This window comes from Chryseobacterium sp. StRB126, from assembly GCF_000829375.1.
In the GTDB taxonomy this organism is placed as follows: domain Bacteria; phylum Bacteroidota; class Bacteroidia; order Flavobacteriales; family Weeksellaceae; genus Chryseobacterium.
In genome coordinates, this window is record NZ_AP014624.1 from 1306835 (window position 1) to 1320355 (window position 13521).

General features: G+C 35.0%; 14 protein-coding genes and 1 tRNA gene. 9 read left to right on the plus strand and 6 right to left on the minus strand.

All coding sequences use genetic code 11. The annotated features are described in order from the left end of the window. Positions 1-66 precede the first annotated feature (66 nt). The 5 genes from CHSO_RS05890 to CHSO_RS05910 all read left to right on the plus strand — a co-directional run bounded on the left by CHSO_RS05890 (position 67) and on the right by CHSO_RS05910 (position 1947). Complete coding sequence (locus CHSO_RS05890; protein WP_045493539.1) at positions 67-465, plus strand: YopX family protein; 399 nt, start codon at positions 67-69, stop codon at positions 463-465. 3 nt (positions 466-468) lie between these two features. After that, positions 469-984: a hypothetical protein gene (locus tag CHSO_RS05895; protein ID WP_045493542.1), complete on the plus strand. Its 516-nt coding sequence runs from the start codon at positions 469-471 to the stop codon at positions 982-984. Positions 985-987: 3 nt separating this feature from the next. After that, entirely contained in the window at positions 988-1170 is a 183-nt protein-coding gene (locus CHSO_RS05900) for a hypothetical protein (protein ID WP_045493544.1), read from the plus strand. Positions 1171-1190: 20 nt separating this feature from the next. Next, entirely contained in the window at positions 1191-1385 is a 195-nt protein-coding gene (locus CHSO_RS05905) for a hypothetical protein (protein ID WP_045493547.1), read from the plus strand. A 226-nt stretch (positions 1386-1611) separates the two neighbouring features. Continuing rightward, positions 1612-1947 (plus strand): hypothetical protein, encoded by a 336-nt coding sequence (locus CHSO_RS05910; protein ID WP_045493549.1) that lies wholly within the window; start codon positions 1612-1614, stop codon positions 1945-1947. A 12-nt stretch (positions 1948-1959) separates the two neighbouring features. Here the strand turns inward: CHSO_RS05910 and CHSO_RS05915 are convergent, their stop codons facing one another. The 3 genes from CHSO_RS05915 to CHSO_RS05925 form a co-directional block, all read right to left on the minus strand. After that, the gene (locus tag CHSO_RS05915; RefSeq protein ID WP_045493551.1) at positions 1960-3156 is read right to left on the minus strand and encodes a phage integrase SAM-like domain-containing protein; all 1197 of its coding nucleotides are present in this window, start codon (positions 3154-3156) and stop codon (positions 1960-1962) included. Between the two features lie 144 nt (positions 3157-3300). Continuing rightward, positions 3301-3387 (minus strand) — tRNA-Ser (locus CHSO_RS05920). Positions 3388-3432: 45 nt separating this feature from the next. After that, positions 3433-4461 (minus strand): asparaginase, encoded by a 1029-nt coding sequence (locus CHSO_RS05925; RefSeq protein ID WP_045493554.1) that lies wholly within the window; start codon positions 4459-4461, stop codon positions 3433-3435. 160 nt (positions 4462-4621) lie between these two features. Between CHSO_RS05925 and CHSO_RS05930 the strand changes: the two genes are divergently transcribed. Then, on the plus strand, positions 4622-5302 hold the full coding sequence (locus CHSO_RS05930; RefSeq protein ID WP_045493557.1) for a TrmH family RNA methyltransferase: 681 nt from the start codon (positions 4622-4624) through the stop codon (positions 5300-5302). 229 nt (positions 5303-5531) lie between these two features. Here CHSO_RS05930 and CHSO_RS05935 read toward each other — a convergent pair whose 3' ends face one another. The 3 genes from CHSO_RS05935 to tsaD are packed head-to-tail and all read right to left on the minus strand — an operon-like array spanning position 5532 to position 7632. After that, on the minus strand, positions 5532-6227 hold the full coding sequence (locus CHSO_RS05935) for an RsmE family RNA methyltransferase (RefSeq protein ID WP_045493560.1): 696 nt from the start codon (positions 6225-6227) through the stop codon (positions 5532-5534). After that, a complete protein-coding gene (locus CHSO_RS05940; protein WP_045493562.1) occupies positions 6224-6619 on the minus strand; it encodes a hypothetical protein in 396 nt (131 codons plus the stop codon). The genes CHSO_RS05935 and CHSO_RS05940 overlap by 4 nt, the downstream gene beginning before the upstream one ends. Further along, the gene (gene tsaD / locus CHSO_RS05945; RefSeq protein ID WP_045493564.1) at positions 6616-7632 is read right to left on the minus strand and encodes a tRNA (adenosine(37)-N6)-threonylcarbamoyltransferase complex transferase subunit TsaD; all 1017 of its coding nucleotides are present in this window, start codon (positions 7630-7632) and stop codon (positions 6616-6618) included. Before tsaD ends, CHSO_RS05940 begins: the two co-directional genes overlap by 4 nt. 4 nt (positions 7633-7636) lie before the next feature. Here tsaD and CHSO_RS05950 point away from each other — a divergent pair, with 4 nt between their 5' ends. The 3 genes from CHSO_RS05950 to CHSO_RS05960 all read left to right on the plus strand — a co-directional run bounded on the left by CHSO_RS05950 (position 7637) and on the right by CHSO_RS05960 (position 13491). Continuing rightward, positions 7637-12439: a hypothetical protein gene (locus CHSO_RS05950; RefSeq protein WP_045493566.1), complete on the plus strand. Its 4803-nt coding sequence runs from the start codon at positions 7637-7639 to the stop codon at positions 12437-12439. A gap of 134 nt (positions 12440-12573) precedes the next feature. Then, on the plus strand, positions 12574-13044 hold the full coding sequence (locus CHSO_RS05955) for an Lrp/AsnC family transcriptional regulator (RefSeq protein ID WP_045493567.1): 471 nt from the start codon (positions 12574-12576) through the stop codon (positions 13042-13044). 69 nt (positions 13045-13113) lie between these two features. Further along, positions 13114-13491: a hypothetical protein gene (locus CHSO_RS05960; RefSeq protein WP_045493568.1), complete on the plus strand. Its 378-nt coding sequence runs from the start codon at positions 13114-13116 to the stop codon at positions 13489-13491. Positions 13492-13521: the final 30 nt, after the last annotated feature.

Sequence of the window (13521 nt, forward strand, 5' to 3'; positions counted from 1 at the left end):
TGCAAAATATTTTAATATGCAAAATAATTCTACTATATTTGCAAAAGAAACATAAACAAAATAGTCATGAAAGAAATAAAATTCAGATTTTGGGATGTAAAAGAATTTCTTTTTATCCCATGGATTAGCATACGATCAGCCAATCTATACGATTATCTAAATAAAAACGAAAGCATTAACCCACAACAATACATTGGCGAAAAAGACAAAAACGGAGTTGAAATTTACGACGGAGATATTTTTAAGTTTTATGTTGGAAGCCGTGCATTAAGAAAGGTCATTTTTCAATCAGGATCGTTTGGAGTAGTTGGCGTTACAGATGATAGAGAAAAAACATTTACTGAATTCATACCATTCGCAACGATGAATCAGAGTCTTATTGAACAGGGCATTTATGATGAAATAAACTCACTTATTGAAGTGGTTGGAAATATTCATGAAAACCCAGAATTATTAAAAGCTTAACCTATGAAATTAATCCCCCTTTCGGACTTTATTCTGGAACAAAAAAGAAAAACGACGTCTGAGACAGACTATGTAAAACCGTTGAAATTAATTTTCAATTATGCAGAATTTCTAAAACAGCCATTGACGCTGGGAATGTTTGTGCCTGTTGATAAACATGGGGTTGTGTTGGAGCCTTTACAATTTTGCTGCACAAGTTCTGATTGCGGATGCATGGGAATGCCTGTAAATGTAAGTGCTCAGGAAGAAATTGATGAATATTATGAAGCGAATGATAAGGTTTTACTCAAAGGAGTACTGCGAGTTAATAAAACGCCATATAAAGCAACTAAAAGAAATCTTATTGATTTGGTATCAGGCGAAAAATTTATGCGAATTTACACTGAACTTACATATTGGACTGGAGAAATTGAAAAACAATATTTTGATGGCAAAAATAATTTGAAAGTTGAAGATTTAATAAAGTTTGATTTAACATTAACCCCTTCCGCTTTAGAGGCTATAGGAATAAAAGTGTAGAGTATGGGAGCTAAAAAAACAAAATCAGAGAAAATGGCTGAAGCAGTTGGAGATGCATATGATGAAAGAACAAATAAATTAGATGTACTAACATTCGCTTTATGGATAATGGCAAAAGGGACAAGATATAAGGCAGATGCAGAAGATATTATTAAGAAGATAAACCCTAAATTTTTTCAAGATTAACCTCCATAAAATATAATAAGATGAAGGAGAAAACAATTTTTAACATTCAGGATTTATTAGAGCATTATGAAAATAGAAAACTTGATTTACAATCTGATTATGTCAATAGAGAATTACGTAGTCAGGGCAATATAATTCATGAACAAATTAAAGAGACTCAGGTGAAGATCAAGGAATTGAAAGGCTGTATTAAATGGCTTCAAAATATAAATTAAGAACTCATTAATTTGAGTTTTCATGGTTATTAGTTTTTATCCTCGGTTTTCCGGGGATTTTTTATTTAAAACATTATATTTACAATATCATTCTCAACATAAATTGAGTTTAATTAGTTTTTCATCCCTGGCATAGTCCGGGGATTTTTATGTGGATAACTTTTTAATGCGTCAAGTTCTGTCGCCATGCGGGTTTTGCTTTGCTGTAATAATTGTAAATTTAATTATGCAAATTTCCGGAATCGTTTTTAAAATCTTTGAAGAGTCAGAAAAGGATGATTTAACAGAAAGAATCATCAGGATAAGGTCTTTTGAAAAAAATCAAGAGCTGGATATTTACGCGTATAATAAACTTGCATTTAGGACCGGATTCCTAAATGTAGGTGAGCAAGTTACATTTGAGCTTGTTTTAAGAGGCATTCCCGTGGGTAAAAAACAAGAAACACAAATAGTATTAGCAAAACCAATAAAACCGGATTTGATACTGACAAAGGATCATCCTATTGAGGGGGTTGAATGGATAAGAAGGGATTCAAGCCAAGAACGCCAAAATAAAAAATGATTATATAAGGCGTCAGATTTTAGACGCCTTAATTGAATCAATTATTTCTTTGTGAACTTTATCTTTTATATGATCTGGAAATCGGCCCTCATAAATTGAATGCGTATCATTCTGTGCATGTCCTGTTATCTCTTTTATTATATCTCTATTCAAGTACAATTCCTTTCCTCCGATATTTATAAAAGAATATCTGGGTGACTTAGAGAAGGTTTCTGTTTTAATTTTAAGATCTTCAGCTATTTTTCTAAATCCATCAATATATTTTTGCCTATAAGGCTTGTAAACGTATTTATGAATTGGTGTTATGAATTCTGATCCAGGTTCATCAAAATAATCAATAATTTCCTGAGCTTCTTCAAAAATATAGTTATCAATAACTTCCTGAGTATTTCCTTTAAAACGGATAAATTTAACTCGATTATCTTTAATGTGTTCTTTTTTTAAAGAGGCAATATCAATAAAATCTAGCCCCCCCAAGTAAAAACAAAGCATAAAATATCTATAGTAATTATGATCTACTTGATTGCCAGCTATAATTTTCATTTCCTTAAGAGATAAATATTTGTCTTTAGTATTTTTGCTTGAAGTTTTAATTCCATGAAAAGGGCTAACTGAAGTTTCAGGTTTATATATCCCTCTTTTTACAGCTTGGTTATATACAGCTCTAAGATTTGCTATGTAAGCATTTATGCCTCCATCTTTACATTTTTTAGACTTTTCTAATCTAAATTTATATAAAAAGTTATAATCTATTTCTGAAAACTTAAGAGTCTTTTTATAGGATTTAAAAACATTTAAATTGTCAGTATACTTAGTAGCTGTTCCTCCGGTCTTAATATCTGTTTTAGAAGTATTATCCCGATGGATTTCTAATTCTTTAATCCTTACATCCCAAAAGTCATAAACACTATCTGATGTTTCTTTTCCAAGAATAATGCTTTCTATTTCCGGAGCAGTTCTTTTATCTCTTGAATTTATAAGATTTAGAATCTTTCTGTCTTTTTCTAATAGAAAATCTGAAATAGCAATATATAAAGGATGACTTTTTTTAGGCATTTCTTTTTTGAAGTCCCAATCTTTTACTAATGAAGAATATTGTGTAAAAGGATATTTTCTATCTTTAGCAGAAATATATATATAAAGTCTTAACGGATGCTCTCCTGTAGTCTTTAGTGTAGTTTTAGTATCTAAGTAAAATCTGATTTTCATGATATTCTATTGTGTAAAAATTGTGTAAAAATGGATTGATATATCCTTATTTTGTACCCAATAAAACTAGTAATAAAAATCAGTAGATTAAAAAATAAATATGTATTAAAAACAAAAAGCACTGATAATCAGTGCTTTTCTTTGCAGAAAGGAAGGGATTCGAACCCTCGATACAGTTACCCGTATACTACCTTTCCAGGGTAGCTCCTTCAACCACTCGGACACCTTTCTTTTTGAGATTGCAAAAATAGACTATTTTCTTTAAATACCAAATTTTTAGTGTAATTTTTCAGCAGTAATTTCTCCGCAAAGGCTTTGAGTAAAGTTCTCCGCGAAACTTCCGGAGTAATTAGGATTGTCAATTAAGTGCATCGCTTTGGTAATAGCTGTTTCTGCCGTCATATCTCTTCCGCTAATTGCTCCGATTCTGGAGAAAATATTACTGTTTTCGTATTTACCGAATGAAATACCACCGGAAATACATTGGCTTACCACAACAATCTCAGTACCGTTATTTCTGATCTCCTGAAGCGTTTCCTGAGTTTTTTCACTGCTGAAAATAGTTCCGGAACCAAAAACCTGTAGAATCAGGACCTTCATTTTAGGAATTTCCCTGAAATGGCTCAGATGCATTCCCGGGAAAATTCTCCAGAAAAGAACATCCTCAGAGATATGTTCGTCAACATGAAACTCAACTGTTGGATCACAACGGAAAAGATTGTCATTGATAATATTTAAATGAACACCTGATTGTCCAAGAATAGGGTAGTTCGGGCTTGCATAGGCATCAAAATATTCAGCAGAGTATTTCAGTGTTCTGTTTCCTCTTAATAATTTATACTCAAAATAGATGGCCACCTCCTGAATGACAGCCTCATCGTTTTCATATAGACTTGCATAGTAAAGACTCGTAAGAAGGTTTTCTTTGGCATCAGTTCTCAGATCCCCAATAGGCAACTGTGAACCAGTCATAATTACAGGTTTTCTTAATCCTTTTAACATGAAGCTTAATGCTGAAGCAGTGTAAGACATGGTATCCGTTCCGTGAAGGATCAGAAATCCATCATAATCATTGTAATTATCGTGGATGTAATTGGCAATCACTCTCCATTCTTCAGGTCCCATGTCCGAAGAGTCCAGTGGTTTGGCAAAAGGATGTACGAAAACTTCACATTCCATAAGCTTCATTTCAGGCATCTTTTCGAAGATATTACCAAAATCAAAGGCACGGAGACTTCCGGTTTCATAATCTTTTTCCATACCGATGGTTCCTCCGGTATAGATGAGCAGGACTTTTCTTTTCATGTATTATTTTTAATTAAGAATTGAATCCCGGTTAAGGATCATAGCCCAAAATTACGTTAATTTGCAAAGATTTGAAAATGAATGGAACACTTAGGGTGAAATTTTATAAGAATAAGATGAATTCTAAAGGTTACATAAGGCTATTGAAAAAAATAACTAAATGCAGATGAAAGATTTAGCGCAAACTTATGAATATTTAAAACAGTTTTTAACGGACGAAAGATTATCAAAAATTGAACACTTTTCACAAGAAAGTTCAGATTTTGTACTTCCGGTGGTAGAAGATATTTACCAGTTCCGGAATGCCGCAGCCATTGTACGTTCTGTAGAAGCTTGCGGTTTTCATAAAGTAGTGGCTTTGCAGGAAGAATATAGTTTTGAACCTAACCTTCGGGTAACCAAAGGAGCAGATACCTGGGTTGAAGTTGAAAAACTTCCCCGAAATATGGAATCTTTTCAGGAAATTAAAGACAGAGGCTATAAGATTGTAGTGGTTTCGCTGGAAAATAATGCGAAAATGTTGCCTGAATACGAGATTACAGAGCCTATAGCGTTGGTATTCGGAACAGAAATGGAGGGTGTTTCTCAGGAAATTCTGGATTTTGCAGATGAAACGCTGGCGATTCCGATGTATGGTTTTACACGAAGCTTTAATGTTTCCGTAGCCGCTTCCATTTGTATGTACGAATTGAAACAAAAACTGATAAAATCTGGCGTTGATTATAAACTAAATGAAGAAAAATTGTTGCGAATGAAGATTTTGTGGACAGTAAATTCCATAAGAAGCGGACAGCAAATTTTTGAGAAATATCTGAAAGAAAATAATATTGATTGGAAATAATCAATGAAGAGTATAGAAAAAGGAGGTTGAAAAACCTCCTTTATTATATTTAGTAATTATCTATTACATGTGATATGTCATTCTGAATGTAACGCAGTGGAGTGAAGAATCTAAGTAAAGGAAGAGATTCTTCCTTCGTCAGAAACCGAAGATTATCTCCTGTTAGTTGATGAATGTTATTTCGACGTAGTCAATCACAGTGTATATTAAATAATATGAATTTTAAGACCTAAATCATATTATAATAATTCCAAGCAGCTACAAATACACCAGCTGTTTCGGTTCTTAACCTTTGATTTCCTAATGAAACTGCTTTGATCTTATGTTCAGCCAGAAATGCAATTTCTTTTTCAGAAAAGTCCCCTTCGGGACCAATTAGAAAGGTCACCTCTTCCATAGGAGGAATGCTTTTAAGTTCCATTCTTTCCAGATCCTCGTGGCAATGGGCAACAAAAGTACTTTCAGAATTAATACTTTTCAGAAAATCAGAAAGTTTTACCGTATCATTGATAACCGGGAAATGAAATCTCAAACTTTGTTTAGATGCTGCAATAGCCTGTTTTCTGATCTTATCAATATTGAGATTTTTACGTTCTGTTTTTTCTGTAGCAATAATGCTTATCTCAGAGATCCCCATTTCTACAGCCTTTTCCACAAAAAACTCTATACGGTCAATATTTTTGGTAGGGGCTATGGCAATATGAAGTTTAGGAGTAAAGCCCGGGAGATCGTTTTTAATTTCTGAAACTTCAATGCCGGCTCTTTTTCCTTCTATAACAAGTTTTCCGGAAGCTAAAGCTCCATTTCCATCAGTCACATAAATTTCTTCTCCTTCCTTCATTCGAAGAACTTTTACAATGTGCTGTTGTTCCTCGTCGTTAATGATGACTTTATTGCCTGTTATTTCTCCGTAAAATAATTTCATATATCCTGAGTTAAGAATGCCACTCCTGTTTTTATTGTGGTGTAAATATCTGTATCACATTCGCGGTAGCTGCACATATATATTTCTTCTATCCACTTATCATTAATGAAAATCAGATTTAAATATTCCTGTTTTCTTAGGTTATTTTTAATGGATAAATAGTCACCTTCTTTTGGAGTATAAGGAAAACTAAAAAGGTTTTCAGCGTTTATTTTTTCAATAATCTCCTCTTTTATATCCTGAATATATCCTGTTTCAGAGCTTGATGGAAAATAATCAGTAGCGTTTTCCGAACTTTCATTTTTTCCTGTAACAGTTTCTAAAACCCAATAATATTTTGAGTTTTTTTTAGAATGTGTTCCCAGTATTTTTTCTTCTAAGAGTATTTTCATAAGTCATATTTTGCAGTAGCAGAAGTTCTAAGGTCTGTAAATTCACCTCTTTCGAATTTCAGCTGTGCTACCATGGCAATCATGGCTGCATTATCAGTGGTATATTCAAATTTTGGAATATAGATATTCCAGCCTAATTTTTCTTTGTTGTCTTCCATAGCCTTTCTTAATGCAGAATTGGCAGACACTCCGCCTGCAATGGCTACGTCTTTTACATTAAGGTCTTTGGCTGCTTTTTCAAGCTTATTCATTAAGATTTCAATGATGCATTTCTGTACAGAAGCACAAAGGTCGTTGAGATTTTCCTTAACGAAATCCGGATTCTTTCTGACTTCTTTCTGGATGAAATATAAAACGGACGTTTTAATTCCGCTGAAAGAGTAGTCGTAGTTCTCCAGTTTGGGTTTATTAAATTTAAAAGCATCAGGATTTCCTTCTTTGGCGAGCCTGTCAATAATAGGCCCGGCAGGATAATCCAGATCGAATATTTTTCCGATTTTGTCAAAAGCTTCTCCGGCGGCATCATCGGTTGTTTTTCCAATGATTTCCATGTCAAAATAATCCTTAACCAATACAATCATAGTATGCCCCCCACTTACGGTAAGACACAGGAAAGGAAAAGTAGGCGGCACAGGATTTGCATCCTCGATGAAATGGGCCAGAATGTGAGCTTGAAGGTGATTAACTTCAATTAACGGAATATTAAGACTCATAGCCAGAGACTTAGCAAATGATGTTCCTACAAGAAGTGATCCCAAAAGTCCGGGGCCGCGTGTAAATCCTATAGCAGAGATTGCATTTTGTTGTATATTTGCTTTGGTAAAAGATTTTTCAACAACGGGGATTATATTTTGTTGATGGGCTCGCGAAGCCAATTCAGGGACCACGCCTCCATATTCTTTATGGATAGCCTGGTTCGCAGCAATATTTGAAAGAATAGAATTCCCCTTGATGATAGCTGCTGAGGTGTCGTCGCAAGACGATTCAATACCTAAAATTATAGAGTCGCTCATAATAATGGCAAAGTTAGAGAATAATAACGAGAATGAGAATAAAAAATCAGTAGCTGAAAACCTAGGGGATCAGGTACAGAAGACTGTTGAAAATGTAGAGGAAAAGGTACGGGAAACAGTGAAAGAAGCATCTGAGCTTGCTTCAGATGCCATTAATCATCCTGTAGAGACTGCTGAAGAGTTTGGTAAACAAGCCATGAAAGATGTCACCAGCTACACCTGGTGGGCAAAGCTTCTTCTTATTCTTTTTTGGTTAGGTATTGTTCTTATTGGAGGAATCCTTATTACCATCAACCTTCCGGTCACCAAGCAATGGGCAGCAGATCAGGCTTTGAAGCTTGTAAACAATGATTTTAAATCCGGATTTTCTACAGAAAGTGTAGATGTAAACTATTTCGGAGATGTTACCATAAAAGGTTTAAAAGTAAAAGATTACAAAGGGTTAAACTTTATTCAGGCTCGAGAATTCCGTGCTGATTCAGACTGGATATCTCTTGCAGTGAATGCTATTTCCGGGAAAAGTAATTCTTTAAGTTTTAATTCCCTTACACTGGTTAATGCGGATGTAAAAGTTATTACTTATAAAGGAGACAGTATCTCCAATTTTGTCCGATTCACAGAATTATTTGATGATGGAAAGAAAAGAGATCCTAAAAAACCTCCTTTTCAACTGAATTCAAGAGTACAGATCATAGATTCTAAAGTATCTATCGTTAATCAAAACTCTGAGGGAGATCATGGAAAGTGGCTTACCGCAACAAAATTTAATTTAAAAGCTCCCAATGTGAAGGTCGTTGGCCCTAATATTACGGCGCTTATTAATAATATGTCCTTTGTAACCTCCAGATGGGGGAAGTCTCATATTGTAGATACCTTTTCAACAGAACTGTCTTTAACCAAGCAGTTTTTGTCATTAAAAGACCTTACCTTAAATACAGATCATACTTTACTTCAGGGAGCTATTAAATTCAATCTTCATGATGGTTCATGGGCTGATTTTGCAGATAAGGTTCGCTGGGATATGAATATTAATCAGGGAAGTCAGGTAAGTGGTTATGATATCAGCTATTTTGTGACCAATTGGGATAATATCAAACCGTTCAATCTTTCAGGGAAAATGACGGGGCCTTTAAACAAATTCCATTTAGAAAATTTCTTGATCCGAAATCCTGATGTGAATATTGCCACCCAAACAATGAAAGTGGATAATCTGCTGAATGGGCATTTTTCTATTGAAACTAAAAATCTTTCCACCGATTTTACCTATAAAGACCTGAAGGCAATGATGCCAACATTTATCTCCAGCAAGATGAAAAATTTTGCAGATGATTTTGGAAAACTGAAATATAACGGAACAGCAAAGGTAAACCCGGATCAAATTTATGTTGATAATGGAAGTCTAATCACGGGAATAGGACAGGCAAAGATTTCTAAACTTTCTTTAACGGGTTATAGTACGGCTATGCCTAAATATTCAGGCCATCTTGATGTAAAGGATCTTAATACGTCCGTAATTACTAAAAATAAATCGGTTGGACTTATTTCCGGTAATTTTGATCTTAACGGGCAGAGTTTTGATGTAAATACGATGCGTCTTACCACCAAATCTCAGATTGCCAGTATTGAAATTATGGATAAGGTTATCAATAATCTTTATTTAGATGGATTGTTAGACCATAAAAAATATAACGGACTGATCACCGTGAATGATGAGCAGGCGAAAGCTACGATTAAAGGGTTAATAGACTTCAGTACATCTAAAATTATGATGGATGTTAATGCGGATGTTACCCAGCTGAACATGAATTATTTTACCAATAAACCTGGAAGTCAGATGGTAAGCGGACAGGTTGAAGGTAAAATGTCTATGTCATCCATTAATGACCTTACCTTAGATGTTAGTGCTAATAATCTTTACTTTGCCACAGCTACACAGAAATACAATATTCCTTCAGCAAAATTAAAAACCTTTATTGAAGCAGGTGGACGCGTTATTGATGTGGATGCACCGGGAGCAGCAAACGGGAAAATATCCGGAAAATATAACTTGGGAGATCTCGTAGGAATGGTAGAGAATGGAGTAGGAAGAATTCTTGTAGGGCCACCGCCAAGAAAATTATACAGAGGTCAGAATTTTGCCATGAAATTTGATGTTCAGCAAGGATTAGTCAACTATTTCTTGCCGGATCTTAAATTACCTAACGGAGCTGCAGTGGAAGGTGAATATGACGGGGACTCAAATAACCTGATTCTGAACCTTGATGCCACTGCCCTGAAATATATTATGACCAAAGAAGAGGAACTCACTGATGCTGATAAAGCTTTAGCAGCTTCGAATCCTGACTACCAGATCAACAACAGAAAGAATCTCAGCAAAGACAGCGCTATGGTTGATAGTGTTAAAGTAAGGATTAACACTGCCAATCTTGCTCAGCAGCTGTATGCAAGAATCAATAGATTAGAGTACAATAAAAATATCATTAAAGATTTAGAACTTAAAGGGAATAACGAAAACGGAAATACCCTTCATCTTGCCACTGTATTCAAGCATGGAAGTCCGGATGATGAGATTAATGAGAAACTGAAGGAGTATGCTATTAATGTAGATCAGTCTACCGATGCAGCAGGTGATTATGTTTTCAGATTCGAACCTACTGAAGTGAAATTCAATGAAGTTTCCTGGGCTATTGATACGAGCCCGGAATTGAATCATTCTATTACTTATAGGAAGAATACCGGAGATTTTGATATTAGGAATCTGAGGATTTATTCTGATAAGAGTGCTCTGTTTATAAAAGAGGCCGAATTTAAATCTATCAAGGATTTTTATGTAGATGCTGATATCAGCGATTTCGCGATAGAAAAACTGCTGGAAATGCAGTCTGGTGGTAACAGTATGGATATAAAAGGTCTGGCTAACGGAAGTGTAAAGATCAAGATGGATAAAAGCACTTTACAACCTCTGGTAGATCTTACAGTAGATGATATTAAAATGAATGGGAATGATATGGGAGATATTTCCATTTCAGCAACCAACGGGTTCTCACTAAATGTATATGATATTGATGTAAAGGTTCATTCTGCAGGAATCTTAGGAAATAACAGTTTAAATCTTACAGGGACTGTTAATAACAATTCAGCGTCCCCGGATATTGATCTGACGGCAGAAATGCGTGATTTTGATCTGGCGTTTACCCAGCAGTTCGTTCAGACTATTTTTGGGAATCTCAGAGGTAAGGCAACGGGTGATCTTAAGATTAACGGAAAACTTAATAACCTTGATTATAGTGGCGATATCGCTTTGAAGGATTTTGGATTAAAACTTCTGTTTACAGGAGTAGACTATTCATTTGATGATAATGTAATCCAATTAACGAAGGGGCTTGCCATTCTTAACAATATTGAAGTACATGATGGAAGAACCAATTCCAAAGGAAATATTTCCGGGGCGATCAGGTTTGAAACACTTTCTTCCATGGGGATTGATCTGATCATGAGGGCAGATAATCTTTTAGTGCTAAACTCTACACAGAAGGATTCTGATCTGTTTTGGGGAAGAGTTTACGGTCAGGGTGATTTGTATGTATCCGGTCCTGTGTCCGGACTAAGTATAACGACTCCTAATATGAGAGCACTTAACGGAAGTACCTTTACTTTTAACTCGAGTTCCACTTCAAATGTTGAAGAGTTCAAGATGCTGAGATTCCTGAAAGAAGGAAAAGACGGTTTGGTAACGTTGGAAGAAAAGAAAAAAACAGGTGCCAATATGTATATTGATTTCAATTTGGCAGTAGATAAAGGAACTACGGTAAATGTATTGATTGGAGATGATGTAGGAAGTATCACTGTAAAAGGAACAGCAGATCCGTTGAGGTTCCAGATGAGCCGACAGGGAAATATTGCCATGAACGGTACCTATAAGGTTGATAACGGAACATTCGTATCCAAAGCGATCCTTAACAAAACCTTCCAGATCCAGAAAAACAGCAGCATCAGATGGGATGGTGATGCGATGAAGCCGGCACTGGATATTACAGCTAATTATGTAAGAATGGTTTCCAATGCGGGGGAATATCTGAGTATGGGTAAACTACAGCCTATAAGTATTCTGTTACAGGCTAATATTACTGAGTCTTTGATAGATCCTAAAGTGGAATTGAATGTTACGGCAATGGATGTTTCCAGCCAGGTAAGAGAAACGCTGGCTGCCAAAATGAGCCAGGAAGGAGAAAAAGTACTTCAGTTCGGTTCCGTTCTTCTACTGAGTACCTTTAATGTTTCCAATACCGGAGGAGTAGATGTGAATATGGGTAACGTCGCAGAATCACAAGGATATAACATGCTTCTGAAACAGCTTGGATCGGTTCTTAATACCATGAGTAATGAATTCCAGATCGACCTGAACTATGTGAAAGGTGACCAAAATTCAAATACGGCAGACAGAGCGAATGCGGGAGTTAGCGTAGCCCTTTCACCAAGGATAAATATCAAGACCGGATTGGGTATTCCATTATCCAAAACAGAAGCAAATGCTACCGGAGCACAGAACAATTATCTTTCAGGAGAAGGGTCTATAGAGTATGATTTGTCTAAGAAGAATGACGGTACTTTGGTGGTAAGAGGATATTCTAAACCTACGAACATTGGAATGATCAGTACAAACGGAACTGCTAATCAAGCCTATGGAGTAGGGGTGATGTGGAGTAAAAGCTTCAATTCTTTGTTTAAAAAGAAGAAAAAAGACAAAAAAGTGTCTCCCGAGAAAACGGAAATAAAAACAGATTCTATAAAATCAAATGCTAAATAATCGGAATATTTTAATGATTTTTATCATCCGTGTTAATTATTGTTAATATTTGATATATATTTTTTAGTTAAATTATTTTTCGTAAATTTGCAAAAAATACATAGATTTTTTAAAGAAATTGTAATTTAACTAATATGAACTATCAACTGGACGAAATAGACAAGAAGATTCTTGATTTCTTAGTAGAAAACACAAGAATGCCTTTTACAGAAATTGCTAAGCAGATGGATGTTTCTGCTGGGACAATTCACGTAAGAGTGAAAAAGATGGAAGATGCAGGTATTATTTTGGGATCATCTCTAAGCATCGATTATGGTAAGCTGGACTATCATTTTACAGCTTTCATTGGAATCCTTTTGACAAAATCAAACCGTACTCAGGAAGTATTAAAAGAATTGTCAGTTATTCCTAACGTAATTGAAGCTAGTGTTATTTCCGGGAAATATAATATTTTCTGTAAAGTAAGAGCTAAGAATACGGATGATGCTAAAAGAATTATCTATCAGATTGACGACATTCAGGACGTAATGAGAACTGAAAGTATGATCTCTATGGAAGAATTCCTAAGTGATAAAAATAGACTGATTAACGCAATCTCTATTTAATTCAAATTTTAAACGAATTACTATAAAAGAACTTATGAAATTTCTCATAAGTTCTTTATTTTTGTACCTATGGAAGAATACAGCTATTTTGACGAGGATCCGAAGAAAGGATGGGGATTTGTACTGGCATTTGCTGCCTTAATGTTGTTTACCTTAATGGGACTGGGAATAGATGTTGATGAATATCTTCAGCATGAATATCTTGAAATCCCGAGATGGTATTTTTATGTCATCTTTTCAATCGATGCACTGATGGTGATAGGCCTTGTATTGATGTTCTTTTACAAAAAAATAGGAATCATTATATTCCCGGTTTTATTGGTGCTGCATTTCTTTATGCACAACTACTATCTGTCTACCTTCCTGTATACAGATGTTACCAATCTTTTCCTTTTTACAGGTTTTGGAATGCTGGCCATTATTCCGAAGTGGAAATTTTTTAAATAAGAGTTTTTACCTCTCTTATTTCTATATAAT

What these genes read in the sequence shown, in the direction of transcription:
- CHSO_RS05895 (WP_045493542.1), top strand. Translation starts at nt 469, where the DNA reads ATGAAATTAATCCCCCTTTCGGACTTTATTCTGGAACAAAAAAGAAAA.
- CHSO_RS05940 (WP_045493562.1), bottom strand. Translation starts at nt 6,619, where the DNA reads ATGAAAATACTCTTAGAAGAAAAAATACTGGGAACACATTCTAAAAAA.
- CHSO_RS05915 (WP_045493551.1), bottom strand. Translation starts at nt 3,156, where the DNA reads ATGAAAATCAGATTTTACTTAGATACTAAAACTACACTAAAGACTACA.
- CHSO_RS05960 (WP_045493568.1), top strand. Translation starts at nt 13,114, where the DNA reads ATGGAAGAATACAGCTATTTTGACGAGGATCCGAAGAAAGGATGGGGA.
- CHSO_RS05900 (WP_045493544.1), top strand. Translation starts at nt 988, where the DNA reads ATGGGAGCTAAAAAAACAAAATCAGAGAAAATGGCTGAAGCAGTTGGA.
- CHSO_RS05905 (WP_045493547.1), top strand. Translation starts at nt 1,191, where the DNA reads ATGAAGGAGAAAACAATTTTTAACATTCAGGATTTATTAGAGCATTAT.
- CHSO_RS05925 (WP_045493554.1), bottom strand. Translation starts at nt 4,461, where the DNA reads ATGAAAAGAAAAGTCCTGCTCATCTATACCGGAGGAACCATCGGTATG.
- CHSO_RS05935 (WP_045493560.1), bottom strand. Translation starts at nt 6,227, where the DNA reads ATGAAATTATTTTACGGAGAAATAACAGGCAATAAAGTCATCATTAAC.
- CHSO_RS05930 (WP_045493557.1), top strand. Translation starts at nt 4,622, where the DNA reads ATGCAGATGAAAGATTTAGCGCAAACTTATGAATATTTAAAACAGTTT.
- CHSO_RS05955 (WP_045493567.1), top strand. Translation starts at nt 12,574, where the DNA reads ATGAACTATCAACTGGACGAAATAGACAAGAAGATTCTTGATTTCTTA.
- CHSO_RS05950 (WP_045493566.1), top strand. Translation starts at nt 7,637, where the DNA reads ATGGCAAAGTTAGAGAATAATAACGAGAATGAGAATAAAAAATCAGTA.
- tsaD (WP_045493564.1), bottom strand. Translation starts at nt 7,632, where the DNA reads ATGAGCGACTCTATAATTTTAGGTATTGAATCGTCTTGCGACGACACC.
- CHSO_RS05890 (WP_045493539.1), top strand. Translation starts at nt 67, where the DNA reads ATGAAAGAAATAAAATTCAGATTTTGGGATGTAAAAGAATTTCTTTTT.
- CHSO_RS05910 (WP_045493549.1), top strand. Translation starts at nt 1,612, where the DNA reads ATGCAAATTTCCGGAATCGTTTTTAAAATCTTTGAAGAGTCAGAAAAG.